The 17,598-nt window shown below is 42.6% G+C and carries 12 protein-coding genes; 9 read left to right on the top strand and 3 right to left on the bottom strand.

Annotated features, from left to right (window positions below; all coding sequences use genetic code 11):
• Positions 1-273: 273 nt before the first annotated feature.
• From fdhD to ylqF, 4 genes are all read left to right on the top strand, one after another.
• On the top strand, positions 274-1,116 hold the full coding sequence (gene fdhD, locus HXY43_RS13470) for a formate dehydrogenase accessory sulfurtransferase FdhD (protein WP_290883683.1): 843 nt from the start codon (positions 274-276) through the stop codon (positions 1,114-1,116).
• Positions 1,117-1,152: 36 nt separating this feature from the next.
• Positions 1,153-1,701, top strand: coding sequence for a VOC family protein (locus HXY43_RS13465; RefSeq protein WP_290883682.1), 549 nt, complete (start codon positions 1,153-1,155; stop codon positions 1,699-1,701).
• Between the two features lie 85 nt (positions 1,702-1,786).
• The gene (locus HXY43_RS13460; protein ID WP_290883717.1) at positions 1,787-2,170 is read left to right on the top strand and encodes a VOC family protein; all 384 of its coding nucleotides are present in this window, start codon (positions 1,787-1,789) and stop codon (positions 2,168-2,170) included.
• 53 nt (positions 2,171-2,223) lie between these two features.
• Positions 2,224-3,105: a ribosome biogenesis GTPase YlqF gene (gene ylqF / locus HXY43_RS13455; RefSeq protein WP_290883681.1), complete on the top strand. Its 882-nt coding sequence runs from the start codon at positions 2,224-2,226 to the stop codon at positions 3,103-3,105.
• A 170-nt stretch (positions 3,106-3,275) separates the two neighbouring features.
• On the opposite strand, the gene HXY43_RS13450 is transcribed toward ylqF, so the two are convergent.
• Entirely contained in the window at positions 3,276-4,682 is a 1,407-nt protein-coding gene (locus HXY43_RS13450) for a serine/threonine protein kinase (RefSeq protein WP_026734834.1), read from the bottom strand.
• Between the two features lie 486 nt (positions 4,683-5,168).
• On the opposite strand from HXY43_RS13450, the gene HXY43_RS13445 reads away from it, so the two are divergent.
• From HXY43_RS13445 to HXY43_RS13435, 3 genes are all read left to right on the top strand, one after another.
• Positions 5,169-6,779 (top strand): adenylate/guanylate cyclase domain-containing protein, encoded by a 1,611-nt coding sequence (locus HXY43_RS13445; protein WP_290883680.1) that lies wholly within the window; start codon positions 5,169-5,171, stop codon positions 6,777-6,779.
• Positions 6,780-7,299: 520 nt separating this feature from the next.
• Positions 7,300-10,083 (top strand): CHASE2 domain-containing protein, encoded by a 2,784-nt coding sequence (locus HXY43_RS13440; RefSeq protein WP_290883679.1) that lies wholly within the window; start codon positions 7,300-7,302, stop codon positions 10,081-10,083.
• A 132-nt stretch (positions 10,084-10,215) separates the two neighbouring features.
• Positions 10,216-10,677, top strand: a complete 462-nt coding sequence (locus HXY43_RS13435) for a CYTH domain-containing protein (protein ID WP_290883678.1) — start codon at positions 10,216-10,218, stop codon at positions 10,675-10,677.
• A gap of 10 nt (positions 10,678-10,687) precedes the next feature.
• On the opposite strand, the gene nfi is transcribed toward HXY43_RS13435, so the two are convergent.
• Positions 10,688-11,353: a deoxyribonuclease V gene (nfi, locus tag HXY43_RS13430; protein ID WP_290883677.1), complete on the bottom strand. Its 666-nt coding sequence runs from the start codon at positions 11,351-11,353 to the stop codon at positions 10,688-10,690.
• A gap of 369 nt (positions 11,354-11,722) precedes the next feature.
• Positions 11,723-13,267, bottom strand: coding sequence for a pentapeptide repeat-containing protein (locus HXY43_RS13425; RefSeq protein WP_290883676.1), 1,545 nt, complete (start codon positions 13,265-13,267; stop codon positions 11,723-11,725).
• A gap of 486 nt (positions 13,268-13,753) precedes the next feature.
• Between HXY43_RS13425 and HXY43_RS13420 the strand changes: the two genes are divergently transcribed.
• Together HXY43_RS13420 and HXY43_RS13415 are read left to right on the top strand one after the other, a co-directional pair.
• Complete coding sequence (locus HXY43_RS13420) at positions 13,754-16,702, top strand: zinc-dependent metalloprotease (protein ID WP_290883675.1); 2,949 nt, start codon at positions 13,754-13,756, stop codon at positions 16,700-16,702.
• 482 nt (positions 16,703-17,184) lie between these two features.
• On the top strand, positions 17,185-17,358 hold the full coding sequence (locus tag HXY43_RS13415) for a hypothetical protein (RefSeq protein ID WP_290883674.1): 174 nt from the start codon (positions 17,185-17,187) through the stop codon (positions 17,356-17,358).
• Positions 17,359-17,598 lie beyond the last annotated feature (240 nt).

The raw sequence follows: 17,598 nt of genomic DNA, 5'->3' as shown, positions 1-17,598 counted from the left end.
CAGGGCTACCTTTACAGGATTAGTTTTTGTAGCCACACGCTTTAGGTGTGGAAATATTTCAGAAAAAAGCAGAGACTTCCCCTCGTCAAGAGCTAGCTTGACACACCTTAAATTCGACATTAGTGCATAAATAAATTTTAGTCCTGTTATTGACTTTCAACACAGGAGAAAGTCATTAAAAAATGCTTATGAATTATTTGTATTTCAATCACGAAATATCTCTGATTATGTAAATCATAATAAGCTTATTATCAATAATTAATATTTTGTTATATGACTAAGCCTGTTGGAAGCAAGACCAAAGCTACTGTCTGGGTGGTGGAAAATGACAAAATGCGATCGCGCCTAGACGATCTGACCACTGAAGAACCTTTAGAGATTCGCCTTGCCTATCCCCGTCGTACAGTTGCTGTAACCATGCGAACACCAGGGGCAGATTTTGAACTTGCTGCTGGTTTTCTCTACACTGAAGGAGTTATTAGCGATCGCCAAGATATCCAACGTTTGAGTTATTGCGTGGATACCGAAATAGATAGCGAACAACGCTACAATATTGTAAATGTAGAACTCAAAGAAGATTTGCATCCAGATTTACAGCTTTTGGAGCGTCACTTCTACACCTCCAGCGCCTGTGGAGTTTGTGGCAAAGCTAGTCTTGAAGCTTTGCATTTGCGTGGTTGTTCCGTAATACCGCCAACACCAACAGTTACATCAGAAATTTTCTACAGCCTACCAGAGCAACTGAGGGCGGCTCAAGGTGTATTTAAAGCAACAGGAAGTTTGCACGCTGCGGCATTGTTTGATGTCCAAGGGCAGTTATTGACACTGAGAGAGGACGTAGGACGCCACAATGCCCTAGATAAATTAATAGGTTCGGCTTTGCTGAGTGACAACTTACCTTTGAGCGATCGCATTGTCATGGTCAGCGGACGTTCTAGTTTTGAGATTCTACAAAAGTGTACAGCAGCAGGAGTTCCGATTGTCTGTGCTGTTTCCGCTCCTAGCAGTTTAGCAGTTTCCGTGGCTCAGGAATTTGGAATTACTTTAATTGGATTTTTACGCGGGGAACGGTTCAACGTATATTCTGGAGTGGAGAGGATAGTAACGAAAGCTTGACAAAGCCAATGTAAATTATACCAACAGGTGAGTGACATGAAAGATTTTCAAATACAAGGAGTAAACCATATTGCGTTAGTCTGTAAGGATATGGCACGCACCGTAGACTTTTACACTAACGTACTTGGTCTAGATTTAATCAAAACCATTGCCCTACCAGACGGTGGTCAACATTTCTTTTTTGATATTGGTAACGGAGATGCTTTGGCTTTTTTCTGGTTTCCGCAAGCACCAGAAGCTGTACCAGGTATTGCATCGCCTCCCCGTGATGCTTGGCAAACTGGCAATATAGCCACAGCGCATGGCTCAATGAATCATTTGGCCTTCAATGTTCCAGTCGAAAAACTGGAGGAGTATAAAGAAAAATTGGTTGCCAAAGGTGTAGAAGTAACTCCTGTTATGCACCATGCCGATGTTCCTTCTGGCTTTGTTCCAGAACAGGATGAAACTACATTTATTTCCTCAATTTATTTCTTCGATCCTGATGGTATCTTGCTTGAATTTGCCACAAATGTGCGCCAGTTGGGCGATCCTGAAAGGGATCTACAGCATAAACCAATTTCAGCAGTCGGTAGAGTAGAATAAACTAGCTAAACAGAATTATCATGCCATGATGGCGAGTGAGGACTTCACAGCTAAAGCTATTTTTCGCTTCCAATATCAGACAAATATGGTTTTCCAATGTACTGATGCATTCGTCACCCTGGCATCTTCTCAGATTGAAAAATTAGTTGATTTCTACACTAATTTACTATCTAGTAACCCAGTAATCATAATTCCAAATGTGTATGCAGAGTTTCAATTTCCTGGTTTGCGATTGGGTATTTTTAAACCAAAACAAACCCACAATTCAGAATTTGAGAACTCCGCTAAAACCAAGATGAGTTTGTGTTTACAGGTAAATAATTTAGAAAATGCGATCGCTCACCTTACAGCCTTGGGCTATCCCCCACCCGGAGAAATTATCAACACTTCCCACGGTCGAGAAATTTACGCCTACGATCCTGATGGTAATCGTCTAATTTTACATCAATCTGCTATACAAGATCATTAGTCATTCGTTATTAGTATAGACAAATGACAAATGACTAAGGACTAAGAAAAAAAATGGCCATTAATCAAAACTATAAATTAAACCTAATCCAGTGGTATCCCGGTCATATTGCCAAAGCCGAAAAAGCACTTCAGGAACAGCTCAAGCTGGTAGATGTAGTACTAGAAGTACGAGATGCTAGAATTCCTTTGGCAACCTACCATCCCCAAATACCAAAGTGGGTGGGTAGTAAAAAACGGGTGTTGGTGCTGAACCGCTTAGATATGATTTCTCCGCAAGTACGGCAATTGTGGACAGATTGGTTTAAAAGTCAAGGTGAAGTACCTTATTTTACTAATGCCCAACAAGGGCAAGGAGTGGCGGCGGTGTCAAAAGCAGCACAAGCTGCTGGGGTGGAGATAAATCAACGAAGACGCGATCGCGGTATGCTACCCCGTCCAGTCCGTGCTGTGGTGATTGGTTTTCCCAATGTTGGCAAGTCGGCTTTAATTAACCGCTTGGTAGGAAAGCGAGTAGTGGAAAGCGCGGCTCGTCCTGGGGTGACTCGTCAACTGCGCTGGGTGCGAATTTCGCAAGATTTAGAATTGCTGGATGCTCCTGGTGTTATTCCTGCCAAGTTGGAAGATCAAGAAGCTGGATTGAAACTAGCCATTTGTGATGATATTGGTGAAGCAGCTTATGATAATCAACTAATCGCAGCAGCATTCGTAGATTTACTGAACGACCTCTATTATAGAGCACCTGATTTATTACCAAAAAATCCCTTGCGATCTCGCTATCAACTCGATCCCACATCTTCCACGGGCGAATCATATTTACACGAATTAGCAGAACTTCGCAATAAAGGTGATGTAGAGAGAACTGCACGCCAACTTTTAACAGATTTTCGTAAGGGTTTATTGGGTACTATTCCCCTGGAATTACCGCCAATCTGAAGGCAGAAAATTTATTTCCACCGTTGAGGTAAATTAAAGCCGTCACAAAATCATGTTTTAGAAATCGACAGATGCACAATAAAAGTTTTTCCTCTACCTTCCCCCCTATAAGAGGGGGGAATGAGGGGGTACACACGGATTGATTTTCCGTATGCCCTCTGCCTTCTGCCTTATTTCCCAGAACAAACATTTCTCGTTCGACTCTTCCAAATCCAACCAGACTCGGGAGAACTAATTTCTAGCCAGCCGCCTTGTTGTCTGCCAGTAACTGTCACTTTCGTTCCGGCTTTCACAACTTTTCCTGTTTTCCTGTGTCCAGATAAAGAGCGTAAATTGGATGACCTAACAACAACAATACAATTATTTTTTTCTTCCGTTTTATTTTTATTATCAGCCGTTTCTGTAACTTGATTTTTTGCAACGATAGGCGAGGGTTGGGGTGGACGACTTGTCATAATTACACCCACAGCAAGGAGAACGCTAGCACCACCACCAGCTATTAACAATGGCAAGTGGCGACGTTTGATTTGAAAATTGCTTTGTGAAGCACCAGTTTTCACCAGGTTCTGTGTTTGGGGTATTGTTGGTGGAATAGTGATTGGCGATTTAGTTGTGGGATCTGGCGGAACGTAGCAAGGTTTTGCTAATTCTTGGAGCGATCGCACAATCTTAGTTGCAGACAAATAGCCTTGTTGCAAATACTCGCGTAATACCTGGTTGACAACCACCGCTACAGCCGTTGGTGTGTTGGGACTGGTAATAGCAGCGACTGCTTCCCGGACATCGGCTGCTGACTGATAGCGGTATTTGTAATATTGGCGCACCATCTTACTCAAGATCGCTGCTAAGGAGTCGCTAACTTGGGCATGATGCTGCCAGAGTATTTCTCCACTTACAGGTTCTTCTCCTAGCTGTTTGGGATTCATGCCTGTTAAAGCTTGAATAGCAATCATACCAAGAGCATAAATATCACTATTGGGATGTGGCTTACCCAATGCTTGCTCACTTGGCATATAACCAGGTGTACCAATGGGAACCGTTTCATTTTTGAGTTGTTCTGGAGTCATCAGTGAATACATCTTCACTTGCTTGACAGCACCAAAGTCAACTAGAACCAGCTTGTTGTCTGAACTGCGACGGATTAAATTAGGGGGCTTGAGATCCTGATGGATGACCTCATGACTGTGGACAAATTCTAAAATGGGTAAAACTTCTTGCAGGAGGTGAATTACTTGGTCTTCACTCCACCGCACTCCTGGTTGTATTTCCAACGACAGCGGATTACCAGGGATATACTCCTGCACCAAGTAGAATTCTTCGTCTTCCTCAAAGTAAGCTAACAGTCGGGGAATCTGGTCATGATTGCCCAGCTTTTCCAGGGTTTCGGCTTCCCTTTTAAACAAGCGTCTAGCTGTTTCCAAAAAATCGGGATCGCTGATAGCTGGTTGGAGATGTTTTACTACGCACAGAGGATTGCCAGGACGGCGAGTGTCTTCGGCAATATAAGTATGACCGAATCCTCCTTGACCTAGCATTTTAACCACCTTGTATCGCCGATCTAGCAATGTGCCAATCATGCTATGGCTAAACTAATGTAAAAAATTAACAACAATAGACTTTTACAATAATTCAGTATTTTCTTCAGGATTAATCGCAAAATTTATGTATAAAGATTGAATATCCAATTTTTCACAGCATTTTGTTGATGAATGCGGATGAATGCGATCGCCCCTTGATCTCACATTCCATGCAAACAAATCATACTTGCACACCTTACCAGAACTTCGCTAGCAAGGTGATGTAGAACAGATTGCACCTCAGTGACTAAGCTAAAGCACATTTAAATTGCATATTATATTTTCTCAATTTCTTGTGGGGTGGGCATCCTGCCCGCCCGTATAAAATACGTTTAATTATGTTGACCTACTTAAAATAATTCAATTTAACAGTAATATTTATAACTTAATTGCTAATTTCGAGTTGTCGGAATGCTCGGGGAAGTGCCATAAATAATAAGGATTAAACCTTGGCATATTCCCCAGTTTCCAAGATAGATCACACCCATGACTGAACTCAAACTGCGCTTGCAAGAGGGAAATACAGAAAGAACGGTGACAGTCGATCAAGATGTATTCACCATCGGTCGTTTGCCGGAATGCGATCTATACTTACCCTTTGGAGGAGTTTCTCGTTGGCACGCCCGTCTGGTGAGAACGGCTGCGAATATCTGGGCGATTGAGGATATGGGCAGTAAAAACGGGACGCAATTGAACGATCGCCTTGTCACCTCTCCTCAGCAGGTGCGTCACGGTGACATTATTTGGTTGGGGGATGTGAGTGTTGTAGTACTGTTGACAGATGCTTTGGCAACAGTAATGCCCAAGCAGATTGACACTGGCGAACACAGAACTATTTTTCACAACGTCAAACAACTACAACAACAATGGATACAAGGTGATAGTCACAACGGTGATATCAGCAACAAAGATAAAAGTATTGCTCGTCTCAAAGACTTGGTAGATATAGCCAAAAATCTTTCTGCGGCAGCATCTATAGAAGCAATTTTCTCGCAAGTACAGGAAGTCGTCTTTCGTTATTTAAATAGTATCGATCGCTTGGCATTGTTAATCGATATCAGTGGTGGCGGCAAATTGGAGTTATTGAATGCTGCTACTAGAAATACTTGTCAATATGAATATCTACCAAATGATGGTAGCTGGATTAGCCGTAGTATTTGTCAGAAGGTATTTGAAGAAAAAGTTGCCATTCAAACCGCTGATGCCCAGCATGATGAACGCTTTGCCGGCGAACACAGTATTTTAGTCAAAGATATTCGCAGTGCAATGGCAGTACCTTTGTGGGATGAAAATAAGGTGGTTGGTGTTCTCTATGCCGATGCCCATCTCTCTTCTTACCATTGGGCAAAAGAAGGTGAAGAAGAACTCAGCTTTTTTTCCGCTTTGGCAAACCTTGTCGCTTCCAGCGTCCAACGTTGGCTATTGGCAGAAAAACTCAAAAGTGAAGAAGTGATTCGCCACAGACTAGAACGCTATCATTCTCCGGGAGTTGTGCAGCAATTGATAGCAGTGGGAGCATTGCCTGATGGCCGTTTACCTCCACGCGAGAGTGAAATCAGCATTTTGTTTGCAGATATTGTCGGTTTTACCGCGATCTCTGAACGGTTCACAGCCAATGAGATTGCCGAATTGCTGAATAAATTATTTGAGGAAATGCTGCAAGAAGTGTTTGCCTATGGCGGCACTTTGGATAAGTATATTGGCGATTGTATCATGGCATTTTTTGGCGCTCCCGAACCACAACCAGATCATGCCGAACGCGCAGTGTCTTCAGCAATGAAAATGCTTGCTCGTCTGGAACATCTGAATGCTAGTAATTTTTGGCAGGAACCTCTGCAATTAAGGATTGCAATTAATAGCGGTAAGGCTGTAGTTGGAGATGTCGGCAGTTCCCAACGGGTAGACTACACTGCCTTAGGTGCAACTATAAATCTGGCTGCACGCATGGAAGCAATTTGTCCCCCTGGTGAATGCGTTGTCAGTGAAGTCACTTATCGAATGCTGTCAAAATCTTCATACTTTCAAGTGATGGGAGACTATCGCTTTAAGGGTATTGATCGATTAGTCAAAGTTTATAAAACTTGTCATCAACCTTAAATTTGAACCTACTTGTGAGAAAAGTAGGTAGTGGCAAAAGCATTAAAAACTATATTCCCAACCTTTAGAAAAAAAGTAGGAAAAGTAAGAAAAGTATGCAAATAATTCTAGTAGAAAAGCTAATAGTATTGCTGGAAAGTTAGATAGGGTAAAGAATAACGCTATTTTATCTAGTGTGTAATACTGACTGTAAAAATATTTGAACGTGTGATTTGTTAATTGACATTTATAATTTCAATTGTATAAGATAAGTATGAGAAAACTATAACTTCATAACTAATGCATTGTCTTGAATGTTACAGTTTCAAGTTTTTGGAAATTCTAACTACAGGGGTAAGCTGTTGCACTGTCAAGCATGTATCTTGATGCTAAATTTGTGTCAAAAACAGTAAATATTTCCTCTTATTTTTCAGAATTGCTCATATCCACAATATTATAGCTAGCCTATTAATTAACCCCCACAAAATGCTGTCTAGCCTAATACATATACACTATCTTTACAATTCCTCAAGGTTGTCAAATGACCGTTTATAAATATCAGGTCGGTGGCAGTCTAACTATTGATGCTCCTAGTTATGTTGAGCGACAGGCTGACACGCAACTATATGAAGCGCTCAAAGCTGGTGAATTTTGTTATGTTCTCAACTCCCGGCAAATGGGTAAATCTTCACTGCTAGTTAGAACTCGGCATCGCTTGCAACAAGAAGGGTTCAAATGCACGACAGTCGATATGACCAATATTGGCTGCGAAAATATTACTCCTCAGCAGTGGTACAAGGGAATTGTTGGTGAGTTATGTTTAGGTTTTAAGCTGTTAGGAAAGATTAACTTAAAAAAGTGGTGGCAGGAACATGAAGATATTCCTTTACTTCAGAGATTGAGCCGATTTATTTCTGAAGTACTGCTAGTTCAACTTCCTGATGAAAGACCGTTCATCTTTATTGATGAAGTTGATAGTATTAAGAGCCTAAATTTTTCCGTTGATGACTTTTTTGCTTTGATTCGGTTTTGCTATAACCAAAGAGCGGTAGACCCAGAATACAATCGCATTACATTTGCTATTTGTGGGGTGACAACACCATCAGATTTAATTCAAGATCCAAAGCGCACCCCTTTTAATATTGGTAAAGCAATAGAACTGCATGGCTTTACTTTAGATGAAGTCCAGCCATTAGCTCAAGGATTAAAAGTTAAAGAAGGTAATGCTCAGGCAATTCTCAAAGAAATTTTAGCTTGGACAGGGGGGCAACCTTTTCTGACGCAAAAATTGTGTCAGTTGGTAATGAGTTCAAGTCAAGACACAGTGCCCCCCGGTACAGAGGCGTTTTGGGTGGAAGGTATTGTTAAATCTCGTATTATCCAAAAGTGGGAATCTCAGGACGAACCAGAACATTTGCGGACAATTCGCGATCGCCTCCTCTCGAACGAACAAATAGCAGGGCGCGTCCTGGGAATATACCAGCAAATTTTGGCTGGTACGGTTGTACCAAGCAACGACAGTCGAGAACAAATTGAACTACTTCTGTCGGGTTTAGTTGTCAATCGGCAGGGATATCTAGAAGTAAAGAACCCAATCTATCAAGCAATCTTTAGCTCTGAATGGGTTGCAAGACACATAGAGAATCTGCCTCCCTACGCTCAACGCTTCAATGCTTGGATCGCCTCACACGAACAAGATGAGTCTCAGCTTTTGATTGGAACGGCATTAGACTCAGCATTGACTTGGGCCAGAAATAAAAGCCTCAGCGACCTAGATTATCGCTTTTTAGCCGCAAGTCAGGAACTAACAAAACGAGAAATTGAAAGCGATTTAGCAGCACAAAAGCAGGCTAGACAAATTGAACGAGAAAAAGCGAAATTTGCGATACTCGCTGCCAAACAAGCTCATCAAATCCTGGCAGACGCACGCAAAACTGCTAAACGAAATGCTCAAAAGTTGCGCCTGGGCAAAGGTTGGATCGCCAGCATTGCTGGGGGAGTAACTAGTTTAGTCCTGCTTGTGCGTACAAGCGGACTACTACAAGGTATGGAGTGGACAATACTAGATCGCTTTTTTCAAGCACGTCCAAGACCAGAAATTGAGCCTCAGATTACGATTATTACGATTGATGAGCCACATATTCAGCAAATAGGTCAGTTTCCTGTGCCAGATCGCGTGTTAGCTCAAGCTATCCAGACTTTAAGAAGCAAAAAACCCAGAGCAATTGGACTGGATTTATATCGAGATTTGCCTGTAGAACCCGGTTATCAGGAATTAGTCAGACAGTTTAGGACAACTCCCAACTTGATTGGCATTGAAAAAGCAGTGGGTCATCAGGTTCCCTCATCACCTGTTTTAGCTCAATTGGGTCAGGTGGCCCTTGCCGATCGGGTTTTGGATGCAGATGGCAAGGTGCGTCGTGCTTTGCTGTCAGTGAAACTTTCAAACAATGAATTACGCCTTAATCTAGGCTTGCGACTGGCGCTACGCTACTTGGAAGATCTTGGTATTAAACCTGAACCCCTCCCAAACAATCCCAATCGGATACGTCTGGGGAAAGCTATACTTGTTCCTTTTCAAGCCAACGATGGGGGCTATGTCCGGGCTGATGCAGGCGGGTATCAAATTTTGCTTAACTATCACAGCACTCAGGAACAATTTCAAACCTTCTCGATCGCAGATTTGTTAGCTAATCGCATACCATCAGAAAAATTGCGCGATCGCGTTGTCCTGATCGGTTCAATTGCTGAAAGTGTCAACGACAGGTTTCAAACACCTTACAGCAACCAGATTTTTGGTTCTCCGAAACAAATGGCAGGTGTGATGGTTCATGCAAACATCACCAGCCAGATTGTAAGTGCAGCGTTACAAGGACAGCCCATACTACAAGTTTGGTCGGAAGGAGTCGAATGGCTTTGGATTTTGCTTTGGTCTGGAGTGGGAGCAGTGTTAAGTTGGCAACTTAAGTCATCCAGATCGATAGTCGCTGCTGTTGCGATTGCAGGAGGAGGGCTGATGGGAATTGCCTACCTTACCTTTTTACAGGGTTGGTGGATTCCTACTGTCCCTCCGATGATTGGGCTTGTAGTTACTGCTATGACTCTGCCGATAGTCACTAATAGGCATTTAGAAAAAATTCAGCTTCGTCAAACTTTAGAATTGCTGGTTGCTATTACCAAAGAACAACCAGCTGCTGGACAAATTGCCATTGAATATCTCAAGCAGGCAGAAAGCCAAGAAAATCAGGCATTGATTGAGCGGATGGTTGCTCAAGAACCAAGAATCATCTTGGAACATCTTCAGAGTCAAAATGGACTTAATTGAACAATCGGGTCGCGATCGCCAAATAACTAGTATCTAGATATACTTTTTTCCTAATTCAACTTAGTGTCTTAGTGTCTTAGTGGTTCAATAAAATTTAACTTTCCATAAAACAGACCAATAACGGAGTATAAAATGGCGAAAGAAATAGAGCGTAAATTTTTACTTAAAGGAGATGATTGGAGAAAACTAGCTGAGGGTAGTGTATACCGTCAAGGATACATTCCTACACAAGGAGCGACTGTACGTGTTCGCATAGTAGGAAACCAAGGTTACTTAACAATTAAAGGCCCCAGTGTCAAATATTCGAGGTCTGAGTTTGAGTACCCCATTCCGATTGAAGATGCGAAGGAAATGCTTGAAACATTGTGCGATCGCCCTTTAATAGAAAAAATCAGATACAAAGTAGAGTGGGGTGGTTTGATCTGGGAAATAGATGAGTTTGAAGGAGTCAATAAAGGACTGATATTAGCAGAAGTCGAACTCAGCGATGAAAAACAAGAGATTGAATTGCCAAGCTGGATTGGCGAAGAAGTTTCAAGCAACCCCAGGTATTACAACAGAAATTTAGTGAAATACCCCTTTTCGCAATGGTAATTAATGGTAATTAGCGATCGCTTGCCAACTTATCAGCAATACGTGTAGTCTCTGGCAACCGATATTTGGGCGTGCAACGCAATACATAATCAATTGCTGTAGTCAGGCTGATGCGATGACCGCTAGAGACATATACAGGCTTAACTCCAATGCGTGTCCTTAACACAGCCCCAATAGTTTCACCTTTATGTACCAGTGGCTGCCAGCTACCTCTTGTTTCTGACAAGTCTTCATGCTTGCCGATGAGTAAGGATTTAGCTACACCGATAGTAGGAATATCTACTAGTACACCCAGATGACAAGCTATTCCAAATCTGCGGGGATGAGCTATTCCTTGACCATCACACAAAATTAAATCTGGTGTTATTTTTATCTTTTCTAGAGCATCCAAAACAGCTGGTATTTCCCGAAAAGAGAGAAAACCAGGAATATAGGGAAAAGATGTGGGACGACGTGCAATGCTCGTCTCTTGTAACTGCAAATCAGGAAAACTCAGTACTGCTACTGCCGCACGGCTAATTGTACCATCAGTTTCAAAACCCATATCTACTCCAGCAACGTATTGCACAGGTTCTTGGAATTGATCGCTGGTAATGACCTCAGATTGCAGTTTTTCTTGGATTGCTATAGCTTCCTCTACTGTCAGAGTCCAAGCATGACGTTGATAAATCTTCATACTTAAAGTTGCAGTTGAAAAGTAATTTTTCGGCGTTGCTGATTGCGGTATGAATTAAGCAGATACAGGAAAGAGCTTTAATAATATTGTGGGGTGGGCATCCTGCCCGCCCGTATAAAATACAAGATCGCGCACTTTCCTATATTGAGTATTTAATAAAATTGAGCCAGAGTGATTCCATAACAAGCTGTCGTTAGGAACGCACTTATTGTCATTACAACACTAAGTCTTGTGGTTAGGAACGCACTTGTCGTCGTTACGACACCAAGTCTTGTCATTACAACACAGCGAAACTTTTGCACCAAGACTTTGCGATCCTCTGCGCTTACCTCCGCGTCCCTCTGCGTTTAAAATCCCTACTCTTTTACTTCACCTCAACCCCAACTGCTGCTTTAACGCCTCTGGCATATTCACCGCTTTATCTAAGCCACGCACACCGCCCCACTCTAAATTTTCATTCCAAGTCATTTTTTCTAAGTTAGCGTCGCTAAGGTCAGCACCACTAAGGTCAGCTTCGTTAAGAATGACGCCACTAAGATCGGCTTCGTTGAGAATTACTTCACTAAGATCTACACCGCTGAGGTCAGCACCGAGGAGAATCGCACTTTTGAGGTTAGCACCGTGGAGTTTGGCACCGTTGAGTTTAGCGTAGCTGAGATCCGCAGCAATGAGGATGGCATCCCGGAGATTGGCACCAAAGAGGATGGTGTCGCTGAGGTTAGTACCTTTGAGAGTGGCATGATTGAGGTCAGTACCGCTGAGGTCGGCGCGGCAAAGGTCGGCATGACTAAGGTTAGCGCCGTTGAGGATCGCGTCACTGAGGTTAGCACCAAAGAGGATGGCGTGATTAAGGTGGCTGCTGCTGAGTTTGGCATCCCGGAAGTTCGCGCTGGTGAGGTTGGCGTGGCTGAGGTCAGCACCGTTTAGATTAGCACTGCTAAGGTCAGCACTGGAAAGCTCAGCACGGTTGAGGTCAGCACCACTGAAATTAGCACCACTAAGGTTAGCACTGCTGAGGTCGGTACATCTGAGGCTAGCAGCACTGAGGTTAGCACCGCTGAGGTTGGCATCGCCAAGGTTAGCAGCACTGAGATTAGCACCGCTGAAGTTAGCACCAGTGAGATTAGCATCACCAAAATAAGCACCGCTAAGGTTGGCATTGCTGAAGTTAACACCAGTCAGGTTTGCATCGCCGAGATAAGCACCGCTTAAGTTGCTGCCTTGGAGAAATTCCCCGACAATATTACTAAAATTGCCGATTTCTATGGCATCACTATAGTTGATAACACGCAGCAGCCCGGATGTGAAGAAGTTATCTGTATCGCGTTGACCAGAGGGATAGAAAATTATTTTTGCCTTTAGGTCATCTCGATGTTGAGCATAGCAGTGTAACTCTAACAGCAAAATCAGCACGTTCAGCCCTGTATTGATGTCTACTTGCCGCAGTCCGATCGCCATATTTTGCGCTTGCAACTGCAACATCTTTTTCTGTGGTAGGTTATCATGAGGTGCTGCGTCTATAAATTCCCCTTGACACCAGCGCTGATAAAATTGGTCTAAACGCTGAAATAGCGCCACCGGGCAGAAATCGCGACTGGCAATCAGTTTCTGGATGAGAACTTCTACAATTTCTCCTTGGAGTGCCCCATTGCCAAATAAATCGTAAATCTTTTCATCCAACTGGCGATCGCTAATTCTAAAACTCCCACCAGCAACCGTTTTTGTCCATTCTTCTAAACTTTCTTGCAATTGTTCGCTCAACAGCAATTCTCTGAAATTAGTTTGAGTCTTGTTAATTTTTAATAAAGTCAAACCTAATTCGGACTCAAGATGTGTTTGGTCTGACATCTGTTCTGCTTGCGATCTCCTGACATAAGTTATCAAACGCTTCCATACTTCAGATAACCGTGCCATACTTGTATCCATGAATACTATTACACCCGCTGATGATCTAGAGCTAACCTGAAGACTTTTCTTTGCCAAGATGGTTGTCAACCATCTAAAGTATTAGTATTATTTGTTACGCTTTTTGCATTTCATCTTTTAATCGACTTTTCCTTTTATTTAACCTAAAATGTCTAGCTAAAACGTTTTTTGTTTGTCAGTAACTCCCAGCAATCTGATTGAATTGTTATACTATCTTGTCAGCAACTTTATCTGGTCAGATGTAAAAATAACACGTACTGTCTGCTACAGATACAATTGTTAGCAAAAATACTACAGTAAAACATTGCAACAAGGTTCTTAAATGTCAGTGATAAACGACAGAAAAGTTTATTGCTTGATATTAGGCAGCTATATATATTGTCATCTGCCAATAGTATGGTGAGGAGTGGAGAAAGCAGTATTAGTTTACAGGTATTAGAACTTAGATAGAGAACGAAGCCAGGGACAGTTCGGATGAAGAGACTTACTTGTTGTGTTGTTGCTTTACATGGTTTGCTTTTTGGAATAGTTACCGCTAATGCCAAGTCACTGGCGGTGGAAGCAGGACAAAAAGGCATACAGACGTCGGAACGTGGGGACGCGCACAGAGGAGTTAACGATCTTCCCCTACCCTTGTCTAAAGTTTGGACGATCGATAACAACCAAAAGCCACAGCGCCAATCTTTTATTTGGGTACAGAATACTAAAAAAGCAGGGCACCAACCATTTTTGTTAGTAGGGAAAAATCCAGATAAACCGGATAAAGAGAAGCCAGAAGACGAAGACGACAAGCCTAGTTCAAAACCGTCAAAGAAGGATGAAGATGAGCTTAAAGCCTTTGATGAAGTAGTAAAAGATACTAAAAAACAGCAAGGACTGTTTACTCTATATCGCAGTAAGAAAAATAATAAACTATATCTGGAGATTAAACCGGAGCAGCTCAATCAAAATTTCTTGGCCACAGCGACGTTAGAATCGGGCATTGGTGAAGCTGGAATCTACAGCGGTATGCCTTTGCAGGATTTCTTATTTTACTTTCAGCGGGTGGATAATAAATTAAACTTTGTTGTCCGCAATGTCAATTTCCGTACTCGTGAAGGAGATCCACAGGCGCGATCGCTAGCTAGATCATTTAGTGACTCAGTTCTTTACACCATTGATATTAAAAGCGTTCATGCACAACGCAAATCCATTTTGATCGACTTGAGTGACTTGCTGCTTACAGACATAGCAGGATTATCTTCTAGTTTGGGACTGCCAGAAAGTGCAGACAAATCGTATTTTGGTAATGCCAAAGCTTTCCCAGAAAATATCGAGATTGAGTCCATAATGAATTTCTCTGGCAGTAATAGCGATGAATATGACGAACAAACGCTGGGTTTTACAGCCCTACCTGACAGTCGTGGCTTTACCCTGCGCGTTCACTACAGTCTTTCTCAACTCCCAAATAATAATTATCAACCCAGGTTAGCAGACGATCGCGTTGGTTATTTCATCACCGCTTACCAAGATGTATCCAACGACGAACGTAGAGATCCGTTTGTCCGTTACATCAACCGCTGGCATTTAGAAAAACAAGACCCCAACGCCCCAATTTCTCCGCCCAAACAACCAATAGTCTTTTGGATTGACAATGCTGTTCCTCTCGAATACCGTAATGCCATTAAAGAAGGTGTCTTGATGTGGAACAAAGCCTTTGAAGCAGCTGGTTTTAAAGATGCGATCCAGGTGCAGCAAATGCCGAATGATGCAAAATGGGAACCTGCGGATATCCGCTTCAACACAATTCGTTGGATCAATACGATAGATGGATATTTTGCGATGGGGCCTTCCCGTGTCAATCCACTGACGGGACAAATTTTGAACGCCAGCATTTTAGTGGATGCAAGTTTTATCCGCGCCCTTAAGAGTGAGTATCGCCAGATAGTGCAGCCTAACGAAGAACTAAAAACTCGTACTTCCTTAACGGCGTTGATGCAAAATCGCCTGCTTTGCACCAATGGTTTAGAAGCGAAAGGCAATGATGTTGCTACCAACAAGCAGCAATTACAGAAGCCATTTGCCAGACGTTTGTCCAAACTGGCAGGAGAGTATGACCTTTGTTATGGCATGGAAGCTGCTAACCAATTTGCCTTTGGTTCCTTGGCTATGTCACTGCTGCAACAGATGCCTCCTACTAGTAACCAGGTGAAAAACTATATCCATCAGTATTTAAGGCTAATTATTGCTCACGAAGTCGGACACACCTTGGGGTTACGACACAACTTCCGTGGTAGTACTCTTCTACCACCAGAAGAAATGCACAACACACAAGTCACCAATAAAACAGGTCTTGTCTCGTCTGTGATGGACTACATTCCACCAAACATTGCACCTCAAGGCACCAAGCAGGGAGATTATTTTCCTAGTTCGGTAGGATCTTATGACGAGTGGGCCATTCAGTATGGTTATACACAATTTCCGATTGCATCTCCCATATCTCCCGTAGCTGAAAAGCCATTTTTGAATAAAATTCTCGAACAATCTGAAAAGCCGGAATTGAGCTATGCTACAGACGAAGATGTGTATGACCTAGACCCGACTGCTGACGCTTGGGATAACAGCAGTAACGTTTTGCTTTACTCACAGTGGCAGCTGGAAAATGCGCGGACAATGTGGGGTCGTCTCAACCAGCGGTATCCGGTTGAGGGCGAGAGTTACACTGATGTCAGAGAACGGTTTGGTACAGTATTGGGAAATTATTTCCAAAACATTTATTACGCTACAAAATATATTGGCGGACAGTCGTTTTACAGAGTTCATGGTGGCAACAAGCAAGGAAAATTACCATTTCAACCAGTGCCATTAGAAAAACAACGTAAAGCCTTAGCACTTGTGCAAAAATATGTCTTTTCTGAAGAAGCCTTTAACTTCTCGCCAGATCTGCTGAATAAATTAGCACCTTCCCGTTGGCGGCACTGGGGTAGCAACCCTCGTATTGGTCGCTTGGACTATCCCATTCACGACTTGGTATTGTTTATGCAGAGTTTGGTTTTGTGGGATTTGCTATCAAGCGATCGCCTCTCCCGCCTCAAGGATCTCGAACTCAAAAATGAGGAAGGAAAATCACTTACTTTGCCTGAGTTATTTGATACTCTCCAATCAGGAATTTGGACAGAGGTAGTAAAACCCGATGGCAAGAACATCAAAATTTCTAGCCTGCGTCGCGGCATCCAGCGACAATACCTGGAAACCTTGATAGAAATGGTGTTGCGAAAACAAGATGTCCCTGAAGACGCCCGTACTCTGGCTTGGTATAAACTACGGCAACTAAATGAAAAGCTGGCAGGCATGAGTTCTGAAGATGAGTATACCAAGGCACATTTATTAGAGACGCGCGATCGCATTCAGAAAGTTTTGGACGCGCCTTTGCAAGGGAATTAATTTAAGGGGAAAGGGTAAAGGAGAAAGGGAAAAGGGAAAGGGATGGATATTTACCCTTTCCCCTTACCCTTTAACATGCATCTCAGCTATAACTCAGATCAAAGGTGCTAATCCGAAAAGTATTGAAAGGGATTTCATTAATCCTTTACCCGACTTTTGCAAGAAGTCTAATTGTGAAATCAGTTGCAAACGAAATTTGCGATCGCCAATCTTAATAAGAATAATTTCGGTTAGTTTTTCAGGCTTCCTTTACATACTTCTCAGCCAACTCTCAGAAAATTTAGGTGGCATTGTTTTAATATCGCTATAGCTTTGCATCTAGTACAGTACGGCGTCAATAAACCTACCATACAAAATGGCGCAAAAGCGCGGAATACAATTATTTTGACTTTAGACTTTTGAATGCGTAAATGCGTGACTTCCGCACAGCGGTACTAGCTGCCCTGACACTAAAACTCAATTCTGGACAAGGAAACTAAATTTTGTCTGCCTATAACGGCGATGACTCCTTTGAGTTGCCCCTGACTGCTACCTATATCATCAACACCGATCGCACTGTTGCTTTCAGCTACGTCAACCCGAACTATACCCAGCGCCTCGATCCAGCAGATATCATTGCTGCTCTCTCCCAGTTGCAAGCGAAAGCTGAAGTTTAACGAGGATTTTTCCATTAATTAACGCAGACATACTTGTACATTTTAACAAGCTTAAAATCGTCAATCCCCAACCCACAAGGGGATTGAGGAGAAGACTCTCTAACGCGCTAGCTCAAATTTTGGCGTTGCTGAATTTGGTCATGAATTATGTTTGCATACATTTTTGTAGCTCGATGCCAAATCATTGTAGAGACGTAGCATTGCTACGTCTCTACATATCCGTGAATTGTAAATTCATAT

Source organism: Fischerella sp. (assembly GCF_013388695.1).
Classification (GTDB): domain Bacteria; phylum Cyanobacteriota; class Cyanobacteriia; order Cyanobacteriales; family Nostocaceae; genus PCC9605.
This window is presented reverse-complemented; position numbering and strand designations above follow the sequence as displayed.

Excerpts from the sequence above, each read along its gene's own strand:
- nfi (WP_290883677.1), bottom strand. The coding sequence starts at position 11,353 with ATGAAGATTTATCAACGTCATGCTTGGACTCTGACAGTAGAGGAAGCT.
- HXY43_RS13450 (WP_026734834.1), bottom strand. The coding sequence starts at position 4,682 with ATGATTGGCACATTGCTAGATCGGCGATACAAGGTGGTTAAAATGCTA.
- HXY43_RS13425 (WP_290883676.1), bottom strand. The coding sequence starts at position 13,267 with ATGGCACGGTTATCTGAAGTATGGAAGCGTTTGATAACTTATGTCAGG.
- HXY43_RS13420 (WP_290883675.1), top strand. The coding sequence starts at position 13,754 with ATGAAGAGACTTACTTGTTGTGTTGTTGCTTTACATGGTTTGCTTTTT.
- ylqF (WP_290883681.1), top strand. The coding sequence starts at position 2,224 with ATGGCCATTAATCAAAACTATAAATTAAACCTAATCCAGTGGTATCCC.
- HXY43_RS13445 (WP_290883680.1), top strand. The coding sequence starts at position 5,169 with ATGACTGAACTCAAACTGCGCTTGCAAGAGGGAAATACAGAAAGAACG.
- HXY43_RS13440 (WP_290883679.1), top strand. The coding sequence starts at position 7,300 with ATGACCGTTTATAAATATCAGGTCGGTGGCAGTCTAACTATTGATGCT.
- HXY43_RS13465 (WP_290883682.1), top strand. The coding sequence starts at position 1,153 with ATGAAAGATTTTCAAATACAAGGAGTAAACCATATTGCGTTAGTCTGT.
- HXY43_RS13460 (WP_290883717.1), top strand. The coding sequence starts at position 1,787 with ATGGTTTTCCAATGTACTGATGCATTCGTCACCCTGGCATCTTCTCAG.
- HXY43_RS13435 (WP_290883678.1), top strand. The coding sequence starts at position 10,216 with ATGGCGAAAGAAATAGAGCGTAAATTTTTACTTAAAGGAGATGATTGG.
- fdhD (WP_290883683.1), top strand. The coding sequence starts at position 274 with ATGACTAAGCCTGTTGGAAGCAAGACCAAAGCTACTGTCTGGGTGGTG.